At 60.1% G+C, this 23,787-nt stretch carries 21 protein-coding genes and 1 riboswitch; of the genes, 16 read left to right on the plus strand and 5 right to left on the minus strand.

Annotated features, from left to right (window positions below):
• The first annotated feature begins 65 nt into the window (after nt 1-65).
• The 5 genes from CK911_RS18970 (at nt 66) to CK911_RS18990 (ending at nt 4,005) form a co-directional block, all read left to right on the plus strand.
• Complete coding sequence (locus CK911_RS18970) at nt 66-746, plus strand: DUF484 family protein (RefSeq protein WP_068978680.1); 681 nt, start codon at nt 66-68, stop codon at nt 744-746.
• Nucleotides 739-1,704 carry a tyrosine recombinase XerC gene (gene xerC / locus CK911_RS18975; RefSeq protein ID WP_098971890.1) on the plus strand — a complete coding sequence of 322 codons (966 nt, stop codon included), beginning with the start codon at nt 739-741 and terminating at the stop codon, nt 1,702-1,704. The genes CK911_RS18970 and xerC overlap by 8 nt, the downstream gene beginning before the upstream one ends.
• A gap of 33 nt (nt 1,705-1,737) precedes the next feature.
• Nucleotides 1,738-2,448, plus strand: a complete 711-nt coding sequence (locus tag CK911_RS18980; RefSeq protein WP_098971892.1) for an HAD-IA family hydrolase — start codon at nt 1,738-1,740, stop codon at nt 2,446-2,448.
• A 109-nt stretch (nt 2,449-2,557) separates the two neighbouring features.
• Nucleotides 2,558-3,379: an HDOD domain-containing protein gene (locus CK911_RS18985; RefSeq protein ID WP_068978683.1), complete on the plus strand. Its 822-nt coding sequence runs from the start codon at nt 2,558-2,560 to the stop codon at nt 3,377-3,379.
• A gap of 128 nt (nt 3,380-3,507) precedes the next feature.
• Nucleotides 3,508-4,005: a GNAT family N-acetyltransferase gene (locus CK911_RS18990; protein WP_098971894.1), complete on the plus strand. Its 498-nt coding sequence runs from the start codon at nt 3,508-3,510 to the stop codon at nt 4,003-4,005.
• A gap of 160 nt (nt 4,006-4,165) precedes the next feature.
• Here CK911_RS18990 and CK911_RS18995 read toward each other — a convergent pair whose 3' ends face one another.
• Both CK911_RS18995 and CK911_RS19000 read right to left on the minus strand, forming a co-directional pair.
• Complete coding sequence (locus CK911_RS18995) at nt 4,166-4,342, minus strand: hypothetical protein (RefSeq protein WP_005342935.1); 177 nt, start codon at nt 4,340-4,342, stop codon at nt 4,166-4,168.
• A gap of 479 nt (nt 4,343-4,821) precedes the next feature.
• Nucleotides 4,822-6,099, minus strand: a complete 1,278-nt coding sequence (locus tag CK911_RS19000; protein WP_098971896.1) for a sodium:proton antiporter — start codon at nt 6,097-6,099, stop codon at nt 4,822-4,824.
• Between the two features lie 182 nt (nt 6,100-6,281).
• On the opposite strand from CK911_RS19000, the gene metH reads away from it, so the two are divergent.
• Nucleotides 6,282-9,998 carry a methionine synthase gene (metH, locus tag CK911_RS19005; protein WP_098971898.1) on the plus strand — a complete coding sequence of 1,239 codons (3,717 nt, stop codon included), beginning with the start codon at nt 6,282-6,284 and terminating at the stop codon, nt 9,996-9,998.
• Between the two features lie 239 nt (nt 9,999-10,237).
• A complete protein-coding gene (gene rimK / locus CK911_RS19010; protein ID WP_042024591.1) occupies nt 10,238-11,134 on the plus strand; it encodes a 30S ribosomal protein S6--L-glutamate ligase in 897 nt (298 codons plus the stop codon).
• Nucleotides 11,135-11,229: 95 nt separating this feature from the next.
• On the opposite strand, the gene CK911_RS19015 is transcribed toward rimK, so the two are convergent.
• Together CK911_RS19015 and CK911_RS19020 are read right to left on the minus strand one after the other, a co-directional pair.
• On the minus strand, nt 11,230-12,474 hold the full coding sequence (locus CK911_RS19015) for a HAMP domain-containing sensor histidine kinase (protein ID WP_098971900.1): 1,245 nt from the start codon (nt 12,472-12,474) through the stop codon (nt 11,230-11,232).
• The gene (locus CK911_RS19020; protein ID WP_019446511.1) at nt 12,471-13,139 is read right to left on the minus strand and encodes a response regulator transcription factor; all 669 of its coding nucleotides are present in this window, start codon (nt 13,137-13,139) and stop codon (nt 12,471-12,473) included. The genes CK911_RS19015 and CK911_RS19020 overlap by 4 nt, the downstream gene beginning before the upstream one ends.
• Before the next feature lie 88 nt (nt 13,140-13,227).
• Here CK911_RS19020 and CK911_RS19025 point away from each other — a divergent pair, with 88 nt between their 5' ends.
• The 9 genes from CK911_RS19025 (at nt 13,228) to thiH (ending at nt 22,007) form a co-directional block, all read left to right on the plus strand.
• Nucleotides 13,228-13,650, plus strand: a complete 423-nt coding sequence (locus CK911_RS19025; RefSeq protein WP_005340092.1) for a hypothetical protein — start codon at nt 13,228-13,230, stop codon at nt 13,648-13,650.
• An 86-nt stretch (nt 13,651-13,736) separates the two neighbouring features.
• Nucleotides 13,737-14,222, plus strand: a complete 486-nt coding sequence (locus CK911_RS19030; protein WP_098971903.1) for a hypothetical protein — start codon at nt 13,737-13,739, stop codon at nt 14,220-14,222.
• 56 nt (nt 14,223-14,278) lie between these two features.
• Nucleotides 14,279-14,794: a MerR family transcriptional regulator gene (locus CK911_RS19035; protein ID WP_098971906.1), complete on the plus strand. Its 516-nt coding sequence runs from the start codon at nt 14,279-14,281 to the stop codon at nt 14,792-14,794.
• Nucleotides 14,795-14,871: 77 nt separating this feature from the next.
• A riboswitch (TPP riboswitch) is annotated at nt 14,872-14,984 on the plus strand.
• A 280-nt stretch (nt 14,985-15,264) separates the two neighbouring features.
• Nucleotides 15,265-17,271: a phosphomethylpyrimidine synthase ThiC gene (gene thiC, locus CK911_RS19040; RefSeq protein WP_098971908.1), complete on the plus strand. Its 2,007-nt coding sequence runs from the start codon at nt 15,265-15,267 to the stop codon at nt 17,269-17,271.
• Complete coding sequence (gene thiE / locus CK911_RS19045; protein ID WP_098971910.1) at nt 17,268-18,911, plus strand: thiamine phosphate synthase; 1,644 nt, start codon at nt 17,268-17,270, stop codon at nt 18,909-18,911. Before thiC ends, thiE begins: the two co-directional genes overlap by 4 nt.
• Nucleotides 18,901-19,689, plus strand: a complete 789-nt coding sequence (locus tag CK911_RS19050) for a HesA/MoeB/ThiF family protein (protein ID WP_098971913.1) — start codon at nt 18,901-18,903, stop codon at nt 19,687-19,689. Before thiE ends, CK911_RS19050 begins: the two co-directional genes overlap by 11 nt.
• Nucleotides 19,686-19,892 (plus strand): sulfur carrier protein ThiS, encoded by a 207-nt coding sequence (gene thiS / locus CK911_RS19055; RefSeq protein WP_042024608.1) that lies wholly within the window; start codon nt 19,686-19,688, stop codon nt 19,890-19,892. The genes CK911_RS19050 and thiS overlap by 4 nt, the downstream gene beginning before the upstream one ends.
• An 85-nt stretch (nt 19,893-19,977) precedes the next feature.
• Nucleotides 19,978-20,745 carry a thiazole synthase gene (locus CK911_RS19060; protein WP_098971915.1) on the plus strand — a complete coding sequence of 256 codons (768 nt, stop codon included), beginning with the start codon at nt 19,978-19,980 and terminating at the stop codon, nt 20,743-20,745.
• Between the two features lie 122 nt (nt 20,746-20,867).
• A complete protein-coding gene (gene thiH, locus CK911_RS19065; RefSeq protein WP_098972803.1) occupies nt 20,868-22,007 on the plus strand; it encodes a 2-iminoacetate synthase ThiH in 1,140 nt (379 codons plus the stop codon).
• Nucleotides 22,008-22,228: 221 nt separating this feature from the next.
• Here the strand turns inward: thiH and CK911_RS19070 are convergent, their stop codons facing one another.
• Nucleotides 22,229-23,632, minus strand: coding sequence for an SEC-C domain-containing protein (locus CK911_RS19070; protein ID WP_098971917.1), 1,404 nt, complete (start codon nt 23,630-23,632; stop codon nt 22,229-22,231).
• Nucleotides 23,633-23,787 lie beyond the last annotated feature (155 nt).

Raw genomic sequence — 23,787 nt, forward strand, 5'->3', positions numbered from 1 at the left:
GAATGCCCCCTTTGCCCATGTTATCGGGGCGGTAAGCCCTGTTTTTCTAATGGATCACCCAATTTATGAGCGAGCTCAAACGGCAGGAGCAAGCGGTGGACGAAGCCGCTGTGCTGGAGTACCTGTCCCGTTACCCCGAATTTTTCCAGCGTCATGTCACCGTGCTGGACCGGATCCGTATTCCCCATGAACGTAAGGGCTCCGTCTCGCTGGTAGAGCGCCAGCTGGATCGTCAGCGCGAGCGGATTGAGCAGTTGGAGCTGGAGATCACCGAGCTGATGGGCATTGCCAGCGAGAACGAGCGGATCTTCCGGGTTTATGCCGATCTCTATGGCGAGCTATACGGTTGCCAGACCCTGTTTGAGGTGAGTGCCGTGATGGGCAAAGCCTTTGTCCAGCGGTTGCGGTTGACCGGCCTGCGACTCTGGCTCAATCCCAAGCGCTTTGCCCTGAGCGGGCCCGAGCAGCGCTTTCTGGCGCAGGGCAAGCAGCTCGAATCCCTGCTGGGTCAGCGTCTTCCTGGGCAGGATTACTACTTTGGCCGCCTGAGCCAGAGCGAGAAGCAGGCGCTGTTTGGCCACGATGTGCTGGTTAACTCGGTCGCCCTGATGCGGCTCGGCGATCTCGGTGTGCTGGCCTTCGCCAGCTCGGATCCGAGCCACTTCAGCCCGCACAACGACACCCTGCTGCTGGGCCAGTTGGGTCGCTTGCTGCAGTTGCGCCTGCCCGAGCTGACCCGTGGCTAGGGAATCGGCCAATACATCGCCAGCCTCTGAGCCGCTGCCGTCAGCACTGGCGGATGAGCTGGCGGCCTTTATCGAATACCTGAGGGTCGAGCGCCAGCTCAGTCCCCATACCCGCACCAACTATCAGGGGCATCTCGACGCCATGACCGCCGAGCTGGTGCGACTGGGTCTTTGCGACTGGGGCCAGCTCGATGCGAGTCAGGTGCGTACTCTGGTGACCCGGATGCACAAAGGAGGGCTGGCGCCCCGTTCGCTCGCCACCAAGGTCTCTGCGCTGCGCAGCTTCTGCGACTGGCAGGTACGGCAGGGGCGGCTGACCGCCAATCCGGCCCGTGGCATCGTCACCCCCAAGCAGGGGCGGCCGCTGCCGAAAAACCTCGATGTGGATGAGATGTACCAGCTGCTCAACATCACCGATGAGCAGGATCCGCTGGCGGTGCGGGATCGCGCCATCATGGAGCTGATGTACTCGTCAGGGCTGCGTCTCGCCGAGCTGGTGGGGGTCAATCTGGTGGATCTGAAGCTCGACGACCGTCAACTCAAGGTGACCGGCAAGGGCTCGCGAGAGCGGGTGCTGCCCATTGGCCGGATGGCGGTCGAGTGGTTGCAGAAGTGGCTCAAGGTGCGCCCGCTGCTGGCCGGGGACGAGAGCGAGGCGCTGTTTCTCTCCAGTCGCAAGCAGCGGCTGTCGGCCCGTTCGGTGCAGGCCCGCCTCGATGGCTGGGGCAACAAGCAGGCGCTCAATGCCCACGTTCATCCCCACAAGCTGCGCCACAGCTTTGCCACCCATATGCTGGAGTCCTCCGGCGATCTGCGGGCGGTGCAGGAGCTGCTGGGGCATGCCGACCTCTCCACCACCCAGATCTACACCCATCTCGACTTCCAGCATCTGGCCAAGGTCTACGACAGCGCCCACCCAAGGGCCAAGCGTGACCCGGATGCGCAGGAAGATGAATAACGGGCTCTGAGCCCCCGTTGCAGAGGAGAGTTAATGCACTTCTATCGCCGCTGGCAGCCGGTTGCTGCCATCTCGTTTGATCTCGATGACACCCTCTATGACAACGGCCCCGCCATCGTGCGTGCCGAGCAGTGGATGCTCGACCATCTGCGCAGCGAATATCTGGCCACCGCCATGCTCGACAAGCCGCGCTGGCTGGCGCTCAAGCGTACTGTGCTGAACGGCGCACCCGAGCTGCACCACGATGTCAGTCTGGCGCGCCAGCAGACCATCCGCGCCGCCATGGTCGCGGGGGGCATGGCTGACCAGCAGGCCAGCCGTGAGGCGGAGCAGGTATTTGCCGCGTTTCTGGCAGAGCGCTCGAAGATCGAGGTGAGCGAGTCAACCCATCAGCTGCTGGCCAGACTGGCCGCACGCTACCCGCTGGTGGTGATCACCAACGGCAATCTGGATCTGGCGCAGGCGGGACTGGATCGCTACTTCACGCTGATCTGCAAGGCGGGCGCGGGCACCAGAATGAAACCGGCGGCGGATATGTTTGAGCAGACCCGCAGCGCCCTCAAATTGCCGCCTGAGCAGATCCTCCATGTGGGGGACCATCCCGAGACCGATGTGCTGGGGGCCCGCTTGCATGGCTTTCGTGCCGCCTGGCTCAATGAGCGGCAGCAGCCGTGGCATTCATTGCAACTGCTGCCAGATGTCGAGATCAATGGGCTGGAGGAGTTGGCCGGGCTGCTGCTTTGAGGGTGGTTACGAGCTTGGCAGCTTGCTGTATTGATCTGGTGACCCATAATTATGAGCAGTTTGCTCCGGCAAACAGATTGGAATACTCATAACATGGATGGACATGACTATGCCTACGATCGACTCCTTGCTGGCGGAACCCAAGCTGCTGCCCCAGATCCCTGAAGTGATGCGCGACTTGATTCAGACTTTCAACGAAAAAGACCCTGATCTGCTTAAGGTCAGTAAATTGATTAACAAGGATCCGGTCATCTCTGCCAAGTTGTTGCGCTTGGCCAACTCGGCCAAATTTGGCAGCAGTCGTCAGGTCGCTACCGTCAATGAGGCGGCGGTTCGGCTGGGGTTGGCGATGGTGCGTAACATGGTGCTGGCTTGCGGGCTCACCGAATCAGTCAAAGCGGTGCCCGGCATCAATCTCCAACACTTCTGGGGTTGTGTTTTCAACGTAGCGGAGCTGGCCCGTCGTCTGGCGGTCAAGAAAGGAATGAAGGGGGAGGAGGTCTTTACCTGCGCACTGCTACACGATCTTGGTCGCCTCATCATGCATGTGGGACTGCCAGAAAATACGGTGAATCACATTCACGATCTGGAGCAGCATAAAGGGCGAGCCAAGGCGGAAGAGCTGGTGATTGGCTTCAACTATGCTCAGGTCGGGGCGGCGATGGCCAGATACTGGAAGTTTCCAGACACCATCAGCAATGCGGTGGAGTATCACTACAACCCGATGAAGGCGAAAGAGTTTTCCTCTGAGGCGGGGTTTATCCATCTGGCCATCGTGTTGGCAGCCCAGTCCGATGTGGGGGAAGAGGCTCCCCCCGAGTGGCCTCAGAGCGTGGCGGAACAACTGGGGCTGACATGGGCCGATTGTGCTGCCCAGTTCAGCGCGCTGCGGGAGCAGGGCAACGGCTATGCCGGGTTGCTGGCCGCCTGAGCCCGTTTCTCCCATTTCATCAGGGGCCAACGTGGCCCCTTTTTCATGGTTGACGGTTCCACAGGCTTGCCAGCCCGGGAGTGACGGGGCACTCTTTGCCCTTCACTTTCCGTTTGAGAGCCCTTGCCATGATTGCCTCCTCCCGCCTGAACCTGCGCGAAATGATCGCCACCGATGCCCCTTTCATTCTTGAACTGCTCAATGACGGCGACTTTTATCGCTACATCGGCGATCGGGGCATTCGCACGCTGGAGCAGGCGCAGGAGTATATCCAGCAGGGGCCTGCGGTCAGCTATGCCCGCTACGGCCATGGCCTCTATCTGGTGGAACGGAAGGAGGATGGTGCCAGCCTCGGTATCTGCGGTTTGATCAAGCGCGACACCCTGGAGCAGGTCGATATCGGTTACGCCTTTCTGCCGCAATATCGCGGTCAGGGTTATGCCATTGAAGCGGCGCAGGCTGCCCTTGCCGATGGCAAAAGCCGATTGGGGATTGGCCAAGTAGTCGCCATCGTCACCCCGGGCAACGAGCGCTCCATCGGCCTGTTGGCCAAGCTGGGGCTGGTGCGCAGCCGTCTGGTCAAGTTGAGCGAAGATGCTGATGAATGCCTGCTGCTGGAGCAGTGATCGGCAAGTCAGAGAATGGGAGAACGAATAGTGAAATGCTGCTCAGGCTGAACGACAAGCAAAAGAGTGGGTCTGGATAAAGGGCGAGAGAGGGAAAAGCAAAGAGGCCGCCGTGAGTTGCGGCCTGTCTGCATCGGGCGCTGCCGGTGGGCAGGCAGGATCAGTTGAGGTCTTCGATGGAGAACTCGCCAGCGATACCATCACAGGAGATGGCGAAACCGCCGCTGAAGCGGGTGCTGAACTGGATCAGGAACGCATCGGAATCCTGCTCTTGCGGGGGCAGGTTGATGGGTTTGCTACGACGCAGGGGCTTGTGTGTTTGTACGGCTTTCATCATGGTATTTCTCTATATAAATTAGGTGTTTGCTCCTTGTATTGGCAAATGTCAGGTTAATGGGCGCGGTCGATTGGGTGAACGACAAGCGCGCAGGAATACCCAGCCCGGTTAAAGGGCGTCTGCACTTTTCAAGGAATATGCTGATGCATAAATCAAATTGGGTGGGCAGATCGGGTCTGCACCGTGAGAGCCGGGCAACGCAGGCAGACAGCCTGACGGTTCTCAAGGCGAGTAAATCAGAGGGAGGTTATGTGTGTACTGGCAGGATTCATCTAACGTTGAAGCATTGCGAACATAATCAGGGCTGATTAACTAGCCGGAGCGCATTCTCTCCTCGAAATGAATAAAAAGCAAACAATAATTTGGCAATACTCGCTAAAAGTCATTTTTTCTGTGTGTTAAACCACCAGCTAACAGTAACAAAGAGGGCTCCCGATGGGAGCCCTCTTTAGTATTCTACAAGCAAGTTCCGGGGTGACTCAGTAGTCGCCACAGGCCTTCTTGGCGGCAGTGATCATCGGGGTGATGGTCATGCCCTGCACCACGATGGAGAACATCACTACCGAGTAGGTCATCACCAGGATCACTTCACGCAGGTCGACGCCATGATCCGGGATCATCATGACGCCGGAGGGGAGTGCCAGTGCCATCGCCATTGCCAGACCGCCGCGCAGACCGCCCCAGGTAAGGATCCGCACCGAGAAGGTGTTGTAGTTGCGGAATCTGCGGAAGGCCACATAGGGCAGCGATACGCTGATGAAGCGGGCAGCCAGACAGAGCGGTACCGCGATAACCAGCAGTACCCAGTCATGCCAGGAGAGCTCCAGCAGTACCAGTGCCAGACCGATCAGCAGGAACAGCAGGGCGTTGAGGAACTGATCCATCAACTCCCAGAAGTGGTCCAGGTGATGACGGCTCTGCTCGGAGAAGCCGGAGTGACGGGTCCAGTTGCCGATCATGATGCCGGTGACCACCATGGCCAGCGCGCCGGAGACGCCGATCATGTTGGCGAAGGCAAAACCGGCGGTCGGGATGCAGAGGGTCAGCAGCAGCTCCAGGGAACCATCGTCGGTGGCGCTGATCATCACGTGGGCGATCAGGCCCAGCACGGCGCCAAACAGAATGCCGCCGAGGGCTTCATGTAGGAACAGACCGGCCACGCTGCCGAAGGTGGGCTCGACACCGCCAAAGGCCACGGCAAACACGGTGGCGAAGATGACGAGGCCGACACCGTCGTTGAACAGGGATTCCCCTTCGATCTGGATGGCGATCTGGGGTGGTGCTTGCATCTTCTTGACGATGGCCAGCACCGCAATCGGGTCAGTGGGGGAGATGAGTGCCCCGAACAGCATGCAGTAGACCAGTGGCAGTTCCCAGCCCAGCAGCTTGGCGATAAACCAGAAACCGTAGCCGATGATGAAGGTCGAGAGCAGGGTCGCCACGATGGAGAGAATGGTGATCTCCCACTTCTGGCTACGCAGCGCCTTGAGGTTGATGCCAAGGCCACCGGCAAACAGCAGGAAGCCCAGAATGCCTTTCAGCAGGAAGTTCTGGAAGTCGATGCTCTGCATAGTTTTGACGGCAAGAGGTTCCAGATTGAACCAGCCCAGTTTACCAAACAGCACCAGCAACGCGGAGATCACCATGGAACCGGCGGTGATGGCGATGGTGGTCTGGATCTTCACAACATACTGGTTGGCAAAGGCGATAAAAATCGCCAACGCTGCCAGAAAACAGAGTGTGTAGTAGACGCTCATAGTTATTTTTTTCTCATTAGTAGACAGCAAGCACGTATCCCCATGCGGGACGGGCATAGGGTACTCTCGGGCCCTATGTTACTCATTACCTATAAATGAGTATATCTTGGTGTGTTTGGACTGATAGACGGCTAGATTTCCATTTTTTTTGTTTGCTGTTAGGATGCTTGTTACGCAGTTGCATGGATGTAGAGGAGCGAGTCGTGGCGAACAGGAAGCCGAGCATAAAGTCGGACATCACAAAGAAACTGGAATTCTGTCTCAAGGAACGGATCCTGATCATCGACGGGGCCATGGGCACCATGATCCAGGGTTACAAGCTGGGTGAGGCGGATTATCGCGGTGAGCGGTTTGCCGACTGGCATACCGACATCAAGGGCAATAACGATCTGCTGGTGCTGACCCGCCCTGCGGTGATCCGCGAGATCCACGATCAATATTGCGCCGCCGGGGCCGATATCCTCGAGACCAACACCTTCAACGCCACTCGCATCGCCATGGCCGATTACGAGATGGAGGAGTTTTCGGCCGAGATCAACCGTGAAGCCGCTCGTCTGGCCCGCGCCGTGGCAGACGAGTGGACGGCAAAAGATCCCGCCAAGCCGCGTTTCGTCGCCGGGGTCTTGGGCCCCACCAACCGCACCTGCTCCATCTCGCCGGATGTGAACGATCCCGGCAAACGCAACGTCACCTATGACCAGCTGGTGGCGGCCTACACCGAATCGACCCACGCCCTGATCGAGGGCGGCGCCGACATCATTCTGATCGAGACCATCTTCGATACCCTCAACGCCAAGGCGGCCGCCTTCGCGGTGGAAGGGGTGTTCGAGGAGCTGGGCTACAGCCTGCCGGTGATGATCTCCGGCACCATTACCGACGCCTCCGGTCGTACCCTCTCCGGCCAGACCACCGAAGCCTTTTATCATTCGCTGCGCCACGTCAAACCCATTTCGTTTGGTCTCAACTGTGCGCTTGGGCCGGACGAGCTGCGTCAGTATGTGGAGGAGCTGTCGCGCATCAGCGAAAGCCATGTCAGCGCCCACCCCAACGCCGGTCTGCCCAACGCCTTTGGCGAGTACGATCTGGATGCGGGTGAAATGGCGGCCCACATCCGCGAGTGGGCCCAAAGCGGCTTTCTCAACATGGTGGGCGGTTGCTGCGGTACCACCCCGACCCACATCCGCGCCATGAGCGACGCCGTGGCGGGTATCAAGCCGCGCGTTCTGCCCGAGCTGCCGGTGGCCTGCCGGTTGTCGGGCTTGGAGCCGCTGATCATTACCCCCGAATCCATGTTCGTGAACGTGGGTGAGCGTACCAACGTTACCGGTTCGGCCAAGTTCAAACGGCTGATCAAGGAGGGGCTCTACGACGAGGCGCTGGATGTTGCCAAGCAGCAGGTAGAGAGCGGCGCCCAGATCATCGACATCAACATGGATGAGGGGATGCTGGACGCCGAAGCGGCCATGGTGCGCTTCTTGAACCTCATCGCCGGTGAGCCGGATATCGCCCGGGTGCCGGTGATGATCGACTCCTCCAAATGGGAGGTGCTGGAAGCGGGCCTCAAGTGCGTGCAGGGCAAGCCGGTGGTCAACTCCATCTCCATGAAGGAGGGGGAGGAGAAGTTCATCCAGCAGGCCAAGCTGCTGCGCCGCTATGGCGCTGCCGTGATCGTGATGGCGTTTGATGAGGTAGGGCAGGCGGATACCCGCGCCCGCAAGTTCGAGATCTGTCAGCGCGCCTACCGCATTCTGGTGGATCAGGTCGGTTTCCCGCCGGAAGACATTATCTTCGACCCCAACATCTTCGCGGTTGCCACCGGCATCGATGAGCACAACAACTACGCGGTGGACTTCATCGAGGCGGTGAAGGACATCAAGACCCATCTGCCTCACGCCATGATCTCCGGCGGTGTCTCCAACGTCTCGTTTTCGTTTCGCGGCAACGAGCCAGTGCGCGAAGCCATTCACGCGGTGTTCCTCTATCACGCCATCCAGAACGGCATGGACATGGGGATCGTCAACGCCGGTCAGCTCGCTATCTATGAAGACATTCCAAAGGATCTGAAGGCCAAGGTCGAGGCGGTGGTACTCAACCTGAGTGACAGCGCCACCGAGGATCTGCTGGCCATTGCCGAGACCTATCGCGGTGCTGGCGCTCAGGCGGAGGATCCGCGGGATCAGGAGTGGCGCAGCTGGCCGGTGGGCAAACGGCTGGAGCATGCGCTGGTCAAGGGGATCACTGACTTCATCGAAGAGGATACCGAACAGGCGCGGGCCGAGGCCGAGAAGCCGCTGCACGTTATCGAAGGGCCGCTGATGGATGGCATGAACGTGGTCGGTGATCTGTTTGGCGCGGGCAAGATGTTTTTGCCGCAAGTGGTCAAATCGGCGCGGGTGATGAAGCGGGCGGTGGCCTATCTGCAGCCCTATATCGAAGCTGAAAAACAGGGCAGTTACAGCAACGGCAAGATAGTGCTCGCCACCGTCAAAGGGGATGTGCACGACATCGGCAAGAACATCGTCGGGGTGGTGCTGCAGTGCAACAACTACGAAATCGTCGATTTGGGCGTCATGGTCTCCTGCGAGACCATCCTCAAGACGGCGCGGGAAGTGGGGGCGGATATCATAGGTCTGTCGGGCCTGATCACCCCGTCGCTGGATGAGATGGTGCACGTGGCCAAGGAGATGGAGCGTCAGGGCTTCAAGCTGCCGCTGTTGATCGGCGGTGCTACCACCTCCAAGGCGCACACTGCGGTGAAGATCGAGCAGAACTACAGCGAACCCGTGGTCTATGTCTCCAACGCCTCTCGTGCGGTGGGGGTGGCCCAAAGCCTGCTCAACCCCGAGCTCAAGCCCGCTTTTGTCGCCCGTATCGACAAGGAGTACGAGATTGCCCGCGAGCAACATGCCCGCAAGCAACCCAGAGCCAGGCCAGTCAGCCTGGCTCATGCCCGTGCCAACCGGCAGCAGCTGGACTGGGTCGGTTACCAGCCGCCCAAGCCTCGCGAGCCTGGGGTGCAAAAGTTCGAGAACGTGCCCATTTCGGTGCTGCGCCCCTACATCGACTGGACCCCGTTCTTCCTGAGCTGGGAGCTGGCGGGCAAGTATCCGCGCATCCTCGAGGACGAGATTATCGGCGAGGAGGCGACCAAGCTGTTTGCCGATGCCAACGCCATGCTCGACCAGCTGGAGCAGGATGGGAGCGTGCGCTGCGCCGGTATTATCGGTCTGTTCCCGGCCAACACAGTGGGGGACAGCATAGAGGTCTACAGCGACGAGTCGCGCAGTGAAGTGAAGAAAGTGCTGCACCACCTGCGCCAGCAGAGCGAGAAGCAGGGCTTCCCCAACTACTGTCTGGCGGACTATGTGGCGCCGAAAGAGAGCGGCAAGCCGGACTGGATCGGCGCCTTCGCGGTGACCGGCGGTATCGGTGAAGAGGCCATCGCCAATGCCTACAAGGCGGATCACGATGACTACAATGCCATTCTGATCCAGGCGGTGTGTGATCGCTTGGCAGAGGCCTTTGCCGAGTACCTGCACCAGCAGGTGCGCAAAGAGCATTGGGGTTATGTCCCCGATGAAGCGCTCTCTAACGAAGAGCTGATCCGTGAGAACTATCAGGGCATTCGTCCAGCCCCCGGTTATCCGGCCTGCCCGGAGCACACCGAGAAGGGCAGCATCTGGGAGTTGCTGGAGGTGGAGCAGGCCATCGGCATGACACTCACCGAGTCCTACGCCATGTGGCCGGGGGCAGCGGTGTCGGGCTGGTACTTCTCTCATCCCGACAGCAAATACTTCGCGGTAGCGCAGATCCAGCAGGATCAGGTGGAGGATTACGCTGTCCGCAAGGGGATGACCCTCGCAGAAGCAGAACGCTGGTTGGGGCCTAATCTGAGCTGAATCGCGATTCTCGACGTGTCACAGGTTGATCTTTGACAACAAACGGCGGCATCCTTGCACTGGTTTGATGAGCCGCATGGAGCTGCCGTTTGCCGTGTTGGTAACTCTCATTTGGCAGCGTGCTGTTTCGTGTGGTTTGTCTTGTTGTCAGGAGAAACAATTGGCGTTGTCTTGGCGCTGTGGCACCTTATACTCTCCCGCCCCAACCTGCCCAGGCGTTGCCTTCTAGCGGAATTTTCATGAAGATTGCCATTTTATCCCGTGAGCCGAAAAACTATTCCACCCGCCGTCTGGTCGAGGTGGCGCAGGCGCGTGGCCATCAGGTCGAGGTGCTCGACACCCTGCGCTGCTATATGAATATTGCTTCCCACAACCCTTCGATCCATTACGAGGGCGGGGAGCTGGAAAGTTATGATGCGGTGATCCCCCGTATCGGGGCCAGCATCACTTTTTATGGCACCGCCGTACTGCGCCAGTTCGAGATGATGAACACCATGGCCCTCAACAGCTCGGTGGCGATCAGTCGCTCCCGCGACAAGCTGCGTGCCATGCAGCTGCTCTCCCGCCATGGTATCGGCCTGCCCATCACCGGCTATGCCCACAGCACCCACGATGTGCCCGACCTCATCACCATGGTGGGGGGCGCCCCTTTGGTAGTGAAGCTGCTGGAGGGAACCCAGGGGATCGGTGTGGTGCTTTGCGAGACCCAGAAGGCCGCCGAGAGCGTGATCGAGGCCTTTATCCAGACCAATAACAACATTCTGGTGCAGGAGTATATTCGCGAGGCCAATGGCGCTGACATCCGCTGTCTGGTGGTCAACGGCAAGGTGGTAGCAGCCATGCGCCGTCAGGCCCAGCCGGGGGAATTTCGCTCCAACCTGCACCGTGGCGGCACTGCCGAGGCGATCAAGATCACCCCGGAAGAGCGCGCCACCGCCGTGCAGGCGGCCAAGATCATGGGGCTTGATGTAGCAGGGGTGGATATTCTGCGCAGCGCCCGCGGCCCGCTGGTGCTGGAGGTCAACTCCTCCCCTGGCCTGCAAGGGGTGGAAGCCGCCTCCGGCAAGGATGTGGCGGGCAAGATCATCGAGTTCCTCGAACTCAAGGCGAGCCGCAAGAATAAACCGGCGGAGTGAGCCTCAGGCTTGCTGCCGTCAGATAACAACAGGGCGCCCTCGGGCGCCTTGTTTCTATCTGGCTGGTTGGCTCGCGGTAACACCGCGCCCTCACCCTAACCCTCCCCCAAAGGGAGAGGGAACTGTTCGGCAGTGATCATCGCCAGCCGGGCGCTGAAAATTCCGTCCTCCAGCCTGGTCTCTATCTGCCAGCCCAGCTTCTCGCAGATGCGCTGGATGATGGTGAGGCCGCAGCCGTAGCCGAGGATCTGATCCGGCGCTGCCGCCGTCGGGTTGCTAATGGTGAGCACCGGGCCACAGAGCTCGATCTCGATATGCCCATCGGCATAGCTCAGGGCATTTTTCAGCAGGTTGCCGAGGGCGATGGCGAGCAGGGAGAGGGGGGCGTTTACTTCGCTGCTCTCATCCAGGGTGAGCCTGATATCGAGGGCTTCCCGCTGCAGCAGCGGGGCGAGGCGGGCCAGCTCCTGACGGATCAGCGGGGTGACCTGTTGCAGCGGCCGCTCCACCGCCTCCTTGCGGCCCAGCAGCAGGAAGGTCTCGGTGAGCAGCGCCATCTCGTCGGCGGCGGCACGGATGCGAGTGGTGGCGCGGGCGGCTGGTGCGGGCAGATCCGTCACCTTGCCGAGCAGGGCGGCCGAGCCCTGGATCACCATGTTGGGGGTACGCAGCTCGTGGCTGGCGAAGCGGCTGAACTCCTGCTCGCGGGCGAACACAGCGCTCACCTCTTGCTTGCCGGCCAGCAGCGCCAGCTCGATATCCCGTAACTCCTGCCAGGGAGCGTCTGGCTCGAAATCCGCCTGATCCGGAGTGAGGTGGGCGACCCTGTGTTGCAGCCGTTGCAGCGGCCCGGTGATATGGCGCACCAGCCAGATGCCGAAGCCCAGCGAGCTGAGCAGCAGCGCCAGCCCAATCAGCCGGGTCGCCAGATGCAGCTTGTCTTCGTAGGGGTCGAGGTAGTCGTCGGCGTCATCGTTAAACACCAGATAGAGCAGTCCCTCGCCGGAAGGGTGACGGGCCACCAGAAAGTGTTTGTCCTCCTTGCCCAGCTGATGCTCGAAAAAGCCCGGGATCTGGTACGGTTTCAGCCACCTCGGCAGGCGACCCGCCTCGGTCCAGTAGCTGGAGAACTGTCTGGGGCTCGGGGCCGCCGCCGCCGGGCCGAGCCGCAGCCAGTCATCGCTGTAGCGGGTCACTTCCGCCTCCAGCCAGTGGCGCAGGCTCAGCTCCTCCATCTTGTCTTCGGCCACCAGCATCAGGCCGGAGAGCAGGATCAGCAGCACCACCCCGGCGCCGCCGAGCGCCATGATCAGGCGGCGGCGCAGGCTCGGCAGGCTCATGCGCTCACCAGTCGGTAGCCCTGACCGTGCAGGGTCTCCAGCATGGGCGTGGGGAAGGGCTTGTCCAGCGCGTTGCGCAGGGCGTAGATATGGCTGCGCAGGGCATCGGAGTCGGGCTCCTCATCCCCCCAGACGGTGTCGAGCACCTCCTGACGGCTGACGATGGCGGGGGCGCGGCGGGCCAGCAGGGCGAGGATTTGGAACGGGATCTTGCCGAGCTTGAGGGGCTCACCGGCACGGGTGGCGCGGCCGCTGGCGACATCGACCGTCAGATCGCCAAAGCTGATGGCCCCCACATCGCCGCGCGGGCCACGCAGACTCAGAGCTTGCAGCCGTACCTCCAGCTCCTCCATGGCGAACGGCTTGACCAGATAGTCATCCCCTCCCGCCTTGAAGCCCGCCAGCTTGTCTTCCAGGCTGTCGCGGGCGGTGAGAAACAGCACGGGAGTGGCAATCCCCTGCTCGCGCAGGCGCGCCACTGTGCTGAGGCCATCGAGGCGCGGCATCATCACATCCATGATGATGACGTCGAAACGCTGCTCCTCCAGCAGTTGCAGCGCCGCCTGACCGTGATAGGCACAATCGAGGCGGTGACCGGCCAGCTCCAGATAATCCATGATGGTTTCCGCCACCTGAGGATTGTCTTCCACTACCAAAATCTTCATGCTTTGCTCTCCTGGTTGGCGAGCGTTTCACGCTCTTTTCACACCGGATTCGGCATCCTGTTTGCCAGTGTAACCCCGAGGATCCCTGATGAAGAAGTCTCTCTGCGCCCTCCTGCTGTTGATCTTGTTGCCACTTGGCACCGCACAGGCGACCGAATTCAAACTGACCGGCCGCACCACCTGGCAGCTTGGCCAGTTGATGGTCAACGGCATGCCGTTCGTGATCGACGACCAGACCCGCTTCAAGGATTGGCTCAACGAGGATGATCTCGGCGGTACCTGGGTCGAGATGAAGGGGGTGGTGGAGAACGGCGTGCGCTATGTGCGCAAGGTCGAAGCCCTCGACGAAGATGACAAGGACGAGATGGATCTGGAAGGGCCTGTCGAAGGGGGGCGGATCTGGGGCTACACCACCTCGGACAACAGTCTGGCGCCGTTCGAAGGGCGCTGGCTGGAGCTGGAGTGCAAGTTTGACGGCATGCGCCTGAGCCGTTGCCGCGAGGATGACTGATCCGATCTCTGCGTTCCGATTAGAAATGCTCCCGAATGAAGCCCATGCTTGTCCAGCATGGGCTTTTTGTTCAGGGACGAACGAAGATGGAACAATCGAGAAAGTGGTGTGCATGGATGCTGGGAATGCCGCTCTGGGCGGCGCAGGCGGGAGCCGACGAATTGTGGCTGGTGGAGCTGGAGCGCAGCGACGGCATCCGCCTGCAATTTCAGGGGGCCGAAGTGGAGCAGGGCAGTGCCGCCGTCTGGCGGCAGGGGGAGATTTGGCCACAGCCACTCAAACCCGGCGACCAGCTCGCCCTGCTGGTGGCCGATGGCGTTGCCACCCGGATTGAGCTGCTGGCCGCCAGAGCCCCGCTGGTCAATCTGCCCTGGCAGCGGGCGCAAGATCGCCTGCAATCCTTCGATGACCGGCAGCTCACGCTGGCAACCCTGGGCACTGTGCCACTCAATCCGCTGGTGCGCTGGGTCAACGGTTCGGCCGCCGATCTGCATGCCGGGAGTGAGCTGGTGCTGATCCGCGACGAACAGGGCCGCTTAAGCGAAATCCTTGTCGTCAATCCGGAGGAGTAGTTGACCCGTCTACAATAGGCGGGTTTATCCTCTGCCCGTTGGATGAAGGAACCCCTATGTTGACGATTACCCGGCTGGCCAGAGAACTGGGCCTGAGCCGCACCACCCTGCTCTATTACGAACGCCTCGGTCTGCTGCTTCCCGCCCTGCGCGGGGAGAACGGCTATCGCCGCTATGGCGAGGCCGAGCTGGAACGGGGGCGGCAGATCGCCAGTTTTCGCGCCATGGGGCTGCCGCTCGAAGAGATCGGCACCCTGCTGGCGGCACGGCAGGAGAGCCACTCCTGCCTCGATAGTCACCTGTTGCGACTGGAGCAGGAGATCGCCGAGTTGAGGCGTCAACAAAGGGCCATCATCCTCTATCGCCAACAGACACACGAGGAGATCCCCATGGTAGACAAGGCACGCTGGGTTGCCATCATGCAGGCCGCAGGCATGACCGAAGAGATGATGCGCAACTGGCATATCCAGTTCGAGAAGATGGAGCCACAGGCCCATCAGGAATTCCTCGAATCCCTGCAGATCCCCGCTGCGGAGATCGCCGCGATCCGCACCTGGTCGCGCGGTGAGTAACCCCGTCTGACCACAGCACCGGCCGTTGACCCGGATTGTTAACGGCTTGTGCTTTAAATTTTCCCCCTTATACTGGCGCCATCTTGTCGGAGTGCTGACCGTCGAACGACGCGAAGCTGAGACCGTTAATTCGGGATCCGTGGAACCTGATCAGGTTAAAACCTGCGAAGGGAACAAGGGTAACTTGCGGGTTACCGCGCCGGGGGAGGAACAAGCCTCTTCCGCTCATCGAAGGGATCACCCTTGATGGGTCAGGGCGCACAGGAGGGAGTCTGTCCCGTCCGGTTTTCCAGCACGTGGGGCGCCTTGCCCACAGCGTGCAGAGAGCGGAAAGCGGCAGAACAGCAGCGCGGAGATCCATCCCGCGCGCACTCCCTCCCGAGATAAACACCCCGCCGCAAGTTCATCTTCTCCTCGAACTCCAGACAAGCAAACACCCATAACTTCAACCAGTTAATGTGAGTTTTGCTATGTCTACTTCTGTATCTGATACCGCCAAATCCAGCCGCCGCGAGCAGCGCTCCAGCGCTCAGGCCTTTATCGACAGCCTCAAGGGGATGGCTCATCCCAACTCCCGGCGCATCTTTATCGAAGGCTCCCGCGCCGATATTTGGGTACCCCTGCGGGAGATCCAGCTGGCCGACACCTTCGTCGGCGGCACCAAGGAAGATCCCCGGTTCGAGCCCAACGAGCCGGTGCCGGTCTATGACACCTCGGGCCGTTACGGGGAGGAGGGGGTCGCCATCGACGTGCGCCGTGGCCTGCCGCGCCTGCGGGAGAACTGGGTGCTGGAGCGCGATGACACTGACGAGCTGTCGGGGCTCAGCTCCACCTTCACTCAGGAGCGTCTGGCCGACGAGGGGCTGGATCACCTGCGCTTCGAGCATCTGCCGAAACCGCGCCGCGCCAAGCCGGGCCGCCGGGTCACCCAGCTCCACTACGCCCGGGCCGGTATCGTCACCCCCGAGATGGAATTTATCGCCATTCGCGAGAACATGGGGCGCGAGCGGGTGCGCTCTGAACTGTTGCGCACCCAGCATCCGGGCCGCGATTTTGGTGCCCGTTTGCCCCAGAACATCACCCCCGAATTTGTGCGCGATGAGGTGGCCGCCGGCCGCGCCATCATCCCCAGCAACATCAACCACCCGGAAGCGGAGCCGATGATCATCGGCCGCAATTTTCTGGTGAAGATCAACGCCAACATCGGCAACTCGGCGGTCACCTCCAGCATCGAAGAGGAGGTGGAGAAGCTGGTCTGGTCGACCCGCTGGGGCGCCGACACCGTGATGGATCTCTCCACCGGTCGCTACATTCACGAGACCCGCGAGTGGATCCTGCGCAACAGCCCGGTGCCCATCGGTACCGTGCCCATCTATCAGGCGCTGGAAAAGACCAACGGCATCGCCGAAGACCTCACCTGGGAGCTGTTCCGCGACACTCTGCTGGAGCAGGCCGAGCAGGGGGTGGACTACTTCACCATCCATGCCGGCGTCCTGCTGCGCTTCGTGCCCATGACCGCCAAGCGCCTCACCGGCATCGTGTCGCGCGGCGGCAGCATCATGGCCAAGTGGTGCCTGTCCCACCACAAGGAGAACTTCCTCTATCAGCACTTTCGCGAGATCTGCGAGATCTGCGCCGCCTATGACGTGGCGCTGTCCCTTGGTGACGGTCTGCGTCCGGGCTCCGTCTATGACGCCAACGACGAGGCCCAGTTCGCCGAGCTGCGCACCCTGGGCGAGCTGACCAAGATCGCGTGGGAGTACGACGTGCAGGTGATGATCGAGGGGCCGGGTCACGTGCCGATGCACATGATCGAGCGCAACATGACCGAGCAGCTGGAGCACTGTCACGAGGCGCCGTTCTACACCCTTGGCCCGCTCACCACCGATATCGCGCCCGGTTACGATCACTTCACCTCCGGTATCGGCGCGGCGCTGATCGGCTGGTACGGCTGCGCCATGCTCTGCTACGTCACCCCCAAGGAGCATCTGGGCCTGCCCAACAAGGAGGATGTGAAGCAGGGGCTTATTACCTACAAGATCGCCGCCCACGCCGCCGATCTGGCCAAGGGGCACCCGGGGGCCCAGATCCGCGACAACGCCATGTCCAAGGCGCGCTTCGAGTTCCGCTGGGAGGATCAGTTCAATCTGGCGCTGGATCCCGATACCGCCCGTGCCTACCACGACGAGACACTGCCGCAGGAGTCCGGCAAGGTGGCCCACTTCTGCTCCATGTGCGGGCCCAAGTTCTGCTCCATGAAGATCACCCAGGACGTGCGCGCCTACACCGCCGAACTGAATGCCGCCAAGCTTGAGGCCGTGGAGATCAAGCTGGTTGGCATGGACGGTCAGCAGGAGCGGGTGGGGGCCGAGGTGGAGAGCGGCATGGCCCGCATGGCGGAAACCTTCAAGGAGACCGGCGGCGAGATCTACCATCAGGCGGCGGCGCTGAAACAGGCCGCAGGGGAGGAGGCGTGAGCAGCGCAAGCGGGGCTGTCAGCCCCGCCGACCTGTCGCCCGTGACGGACTCGCGACCCTTGGGTAGTGATCTCAAAATGAGAGTGTGGACCATCGCCGGTTCCGACTCCGGCGGCGGCGCCGGCATTCAGGCCGACTTGCACACATTGCACGACCTCGGCGTGCACGGCTGCTCGGTTATCTCCGCCATTACCGCCCAGAACTCGGTGGCGGTGAAGATGGTCGACCCTGTGCTGATGCAGACCTTCACCGCCCAGTTCGATGCCCTTGGCGTCGATCTGCCGCCCGCCGCCATCAAGATCGGCCTGCTGCCGACCCGGCTCCATGTGGAGGTATTGGCCCGCCGACTGGCAACTATCGAGGCCCCCTTTGTAGTCTACGACCCGGTGGCCATCGCCAGCACCGGCACCCCGATGGCGGAGCCCAATATGCTGGCGGCGGTGCGCGAACAACTGCTGCCGCGCCTCTCCCTTATTACCCCCAACGGCCCCGAGCTGGAAGCGCTGACCGGTATTCCCGCGACCAGCCCCGCGCTGGTGCGGGCGGGTGCCGCGCGGCTGCGCGAACTCGGCGCTCGCGCCGTGCTGGTCAAGGGTGGTCATCTTGAGTGGAGCGGCGATCTCTGCCTCGACTACTACCAGGACGAGACCCGCGAATTCTGGCTGGCGGCGCCGCGCCTCGACACCCGCCACGGCCACGGCACCGGTTGCTGCTACGCCAGCGCCATCGCCGCCGTGGTGGCGCAGGATTATCCGGTGGAGGACGCCATCACCCTGGCGCGTGCCTACCTGCAACAGGGGCTGGCGGCGGCGCAGGGGGTGGGCGCAGGCCCCGGCCCCATCGCCCATCTCGGCTGGCCGACCAGTCTTGCCCACTTCCCCCGCGCCGTGCTGGCGGGTTCAACCCTCGATCGCCGCTTCGGGCTCTTTTCTGTTGAAGGGATGGAAGCGAGCTGCGCCCGCCTGCCGGATGGCCCTTTTGCGCCGACCGAACACAACCTCGGTCTCTATCCGGTGGTCGATTCGGTCAAGTGGCTGCGCCGCCTGCTGGGGCAGGGGGTCAAGACCATCCAGCTGCGGATCAAGAATCTACCTGCCGCAGAGGTGGCGCCGGCCATTCGTGATGCGGTAGCGCTCGGTCGCCGTCATGGGGCGCGGCTCTTTATCAACGACTACTGGCAGCGGGCCATCGAGGCGGGTGCCTGGGGCGTGCATCTGGGGCAGGAGGATATGGAGACCGCCGATCTCGCCGCCATTCAGGGGGCCGGGCTGCGCCTTGGCATCTCCACCCACGGCTACTTCGAGCTGATGCGGGCCCGCGAGCTGGCCCCCTCCTATATCGCGCTCGGCCATATCTTCCCGACCAACACCAAGGCGATGCCTTCGCGCCCACAGGGACTGGTGCGGCTGCATCGCTATCGCGCCCTGATGGCGGAGTGGCCGACGGTGGCCATTGGCGGCATCAGTGAGGATCGGGTGACGGCGGTCAAGGCAAGCGGGGTCGGCAGCATCGCGCTGGTCTCGGCCATTACCGGAAGTAGCGATTGGCAGGGGGCGACCGAGCGGCTGCTCGCTGCCGTGGGGGCGGGGGATGAGCCGCACTCGGCTTCTGCCATAAGGGAGGTAGAACATGCGCTCTGATGAGGCGTCTCTTAGTGACAAAGAGTATCTGAGATACGGCCGCCAGCTGATGCTGGCGGAAGTGGGGGAGGCTGGGCAGGCGCGGCTCAAGGATAAGTCCGTGCTGATCGTGGGCTTGGGCGGGCTTGGCTCGCCGCTCGCCCTCTATCTGGCTGGGGCCGGGGTGGGCACCTTGTGGCTGGTCGATGGTGATACCGTCGATTCCAGCAACTTGCCGCGCCAGATCCTGTTCGATAGCGAGGCGGTCAACCACTCCAAGGCCGAGCTGGCCCGCGAGCGTTTGGCCGCCCACAACCCGCTGGTGGAGCTGATTGCCATCAACCAGCGACTTGATGCCGCCAGTCTGCCAGAGTTTGTGGCCGAGGTAGATCTGGTGATCGATTGCTGCGACAACCTCCCTACCCGCCATGCCATCAACGCCGCCTGCGTGAAGCAGGGCAAGCTCTGGATCTCCGCCGCCGCGGTGGGCTGGCAGGGGCAGCTGATGGCGCGCACCAGCCCGGAGCACGCCTGCTACGCCTGCCTCTATCCGCAGGATACAAAGCTCATCCAGAGCTGCGAAACCAGCGGCGTCACCGGCCCGCTGGTCGGGGTGATGGGCTCCCTGCAGGCGCTGGAGGCATTGAAGCTGCTGCTCGGGATGCCGAGCCCGGTCGCTGGCACATTGCGCCGCTTCGATGCCCTGGCTCATCAGTGGCAGACCCTCACCCTGGCCCCCGATCCCGATTGCCCGATCTGTGGTCAGCATTCGGACCGGAACAAGGAGATCACATCATGACCCTCACCATTCGACTCAATGATAAAGCCCAGCCGCTGGCGGCAGGGCAGAGCGTGGCCGACCTGCTGGCGGCGCAAGAAGTTAATCCACAGGGGGTGGCTATCGCCCTTAACGGTGCCGTGCTGCCCCGTGGCCGCTGGGCCGAGACCCGTCTCAATGACGGGGACGAACTTCACCTCTTCACCGCCATTGCGGGAGGCTAACCCATGATGCTCGCAGTCCCATCTTCGAGTGCTCTGCCTTGCGGCGGAGCCTCACCTCTTCTTATCGCAGTGGCCGGAGGCTGACATGCTGACAATTGCCGATCACACCTTCTCCTCACGCCTCTTTACCGGCACCGGCAAGTTTGCCCGCCCGGATCTGATGGCCGCCGCCATCGAGGCGAGCGGCTCCCAGCTTGTTACCATGGCCATCAAGCGGCTCGAACCGGGCAAGGCCCACGACGATATCCTGAGCCCCTTGCTCAAACTCGGGGTCAAGCTGCTACCCAACACCTCAGGCGCCAAGACCGCCGCCGAGGCGGTGTTTGCCGCCCACCTAGCCCGCGAGGCGCTCGGCACTAACTGGCTGAAGCTGGAGATCCACCCCGACCCGCGTTATCTGCTGCCCGATCCCATCGAGACGCTGAAAGCCGCCGAGCAGCTGGTGAAAGAGGGCTTTGTGGTGCTGCCCTACTGTGGGGCCGACCCCGTGCTCTGCAAACGGCTGGAAGAGGTGGGCTGCGCCGCCGTGATGCCGCTTGGCGCGCCGATTGGTTCGAATCAGGGGCTGGTAACCCGGGAGTTTCTCGCCATCATCGTCGAGCAAGCCAATGTACCTGTGGTGGTGGATGCGGGGATCGGTGCGCCGAGCCACGCCGCCGCCGCCTTTGAGCTGGGGGCCGATGCCGTGCTGGTCAACACCGCCATCGCGGTGAGCGGCGATCCGGTCGCCATGGGCCGCGCCTTTGCACTGGCCTGCAGCGCCGGGCGCAGCGCCTATGAAGCTGGCCTTGGTGCCCGCGCCCTGCAGGCCCAAGCCTCCAGCCCGCTGACCGATTTTCTGGGGGCGTTATGAACCAGGGTCTAGAGGGGATAGATGTCTCGGGTGTGGGCTCTGTGCCACAAAATCAGCCAAGTGTTCGCCCCCCTCTCCCTTTGAGAGAGGGGCTGGGGGTGAGGGCTACGGGGGTGAGGGATCTGGAGTCGCAGGATGCCGCCCCCTCCTTTCTCGATCGCTGGCAGGAGCTTGAGTGGGACGATATCGGCATGCAGATCCGCGCCAAAACTGCCGCCGATGTGACACGCGCCCTGAGTGCCCCGCGCCGTACTCTGGCCGATTTTATGGCGCTGATCTCCCCAGCCGCCGAAGCGTACCTGCCGCAGATGGCAGCCGAGGCCGAGCGGCTGACCCGCCAGCGTTTTGGCAACACCATCGGCTTCTATGTGCCGCTCTATCTGTCGAACCTCTGCGCCAACGACTGCACCTACTGCGGCTTCTCCATGAGCAACCGCCTCAAGCGCAAGACCCTGAATGCAGAGGAGATTGAGCGCGAGTGTCTGGCCATCAAGGCGCGCGGCTTCGACAGCGTGCTGCTGGTGACCGGCGAGCACGAGCACAAGGTGGGGCTCGCCTATTTTCGCGAGGTGATGCCCATCATCCGTCGCCACTTCAGCACGGTAGGGATGGAGGTGCAGCCCCTCTCGCAGGATGAATATGCCGAGCTGAAGAGCCTCGGCCTTGACGCCGTCATGGTCTATCAGGAGACCTACCACGCCCCCACCTACGCCCGCCACCATCTGCGCGGCAACAAGCGGGACATCGCGTGGCGCCTTGCCACGCCGGATCGGCTGGGCCGCGCCGGGATCGACAAAATCGGGCTGGGGGCGCTGATCGGCCTCTCCCCGGACTGGCGCGCCGACAGCTACTTTGTCGCCGAGCATCTGAGCTGGCTTGAGCGCCACCACTGGCAGAGCCGCTACTCGCTCTCCTTCCCGCGCCTGCGTCCCTGCACCGGCGGGCTGGAGCCTGCCGTGGTCATGTCGGATCGCCAGTTGGCCCAGCTTATCTGTGCCTGGCGCCTCTTCTCGCCCACCCTGGACTTGTCCCTATCCACCCGCGAGTCCGCCACCTTCCGCAACGGCGCGGTGCGCCTTGGCATCACCCAGATGTCGGCCGAGTCGCGCACCCAGCCGGGCGGCTATGCCGAGGGGGATAAAGAGGAGCTGGAGCAATTCGCCATCCACGACGACCGCCCGGTGGGGGAAGTGGCCGCCGCCGTGCGGCAAGCAGGGTTGCAGCCGGTGTTTAAAGATTGGGAACCGTTTTTGGGGAGATAGAGGGTGATTTCCCTTTGCCATACGCAGATCGGAGAGAGTGATGCCGGAACACAATAGCTATTCGCGGTAAACGTTGGGCTTCGCAAGCTCAGCCGCAACCTACATCTGTGGTAGGTTGGCGCTGAGCGTAGCGAAGCCCAACATACGAGATATGTAGCCTGCGTAGGGTGCAATAAGCGGAGCGCATTGCACCGCTATTGTGACGAGAGGTGCTACGGTACTCATTCTTTCTTTTCAGACTTCATTTCCAGATCGCTGAGAATTTGGTTTATGTTTATTCCAACTCCAGCGATATTTGGTTGTAATATTATATATCTATTGGCTAAGTGGAATAATGATTTTAATTTTTTCAAAATGCCACTTTGTTGCTCTAATTTACCTGAGCTATAAATGGATGATATTTCAGTAAGCAATGTAGATTTCTGTTTCTCGAAAATAGGTTCCAATGATGAAAGGTCTGCTAGGTAGTGAAATGATCTGTCAATCATTTCACTTTGTTTAAATGCGATACTTATAGCTGCATAGGTAAATATAAAGTCTAGTCTTTCAGAATTTGATAACATGAGAAGTGACTGTTCAACATCCTTTATTGTATTGATAGCATTTTTGTCATTAAGCTCAAGCTCTGACTGAGATATAAAAACCTTCACTATTATTGAGTCGTCGATATCAATTGATTTCTGATATATATCAATGGATTTTTTGAATTCTTTAATGTGATATAAACATTTCCCTAATTCAAAATAAATATTGGAAATTCCAAAATCTGTCCATGAGTCATCATTGAGGAGTGATTCAAAAGCTTTAATGGCTTGAGCCTTTAATTCTGCTGAGTGCTTTATATCACCCAGTAGGCTTAATGCGCGTGCATGTTGCATACATCCATATAGATTATTGTTTTGTTCAGATAGCTCATAAATTTCTATTGCTTTTTCAATTAATGATTCAGCCTCCGAATCATCTCCTATACAAAGATATTGCACTGCTTTTGCCACTTGATACTGGAGTTTTTGTGAGGGCTTTTTGATTGAATTAATGAGCTTATCTAGCGTATCAATCTTTCTTTTGAAAGGGAGGTCTTCTGAGTAAAAATGAAGATATAGTTGAGTTATTTCAATGTCATCTTCTTCATGCAAAGGCATTAGTTTTTTTAATTCTCTTTTTCCTACTTCGTTACTCCAATTGTCACCTAGTAAAGCGAGAACTTGATAATATGTTATTCTCCTTTGCCAGCGAGTGTCAAATATATTGTTTCTTAGTCTTTCTAAATCGCACCCGAGTGAACTGTAGTCACTTAAACCTCTATAGCAAAAGAGTAAATTCTCAGTCAATTCAGATAGTGCTTTAATATCAAGTTCTAAAAGTTTAAAAACACCTTCATTTTGAGATCTGATATATGGCTCGGTATTGGTTTTATGTAAGATAGTGTAATTGGTTATACCATGCCTTACGTATTTAAGAGCATTTTTATAATCCTTCTCTTTCATTATCTTTTTTGCTTTATCAATATATAGCGAGCATGCGATATCATTATCCCCTAAGCAACAGCGCTTAAATTTCAACCCAGAACCACAAAGACATTGAGAGTTCAATGGTGGTTGGTATCTGGCACGTCTGACGGACATAGAGATCCTTATAAAATTAAAAAATGAAATTGATCTTTAAAGTAACGTTATGATTTTTGTGATAAATAATCAAATAAAACTAACTGTAGAATACTCGGCCCTTTGATAGGAGACAAACGTACTGCTTGTTTCAGGGGTATATTGTCGCCTGTTTA

It is taken from the genome of Aeromonas sp. CU5 (genome assembly GCF_002586745.1).
Taxonomy (GTDB): domain Bacteria; phylum Pseudomonadota; class Gammaproteobacteria; order Enterobacterales; family Aeromonadaceae; genus Aeromonas; species Aeromonas sobria.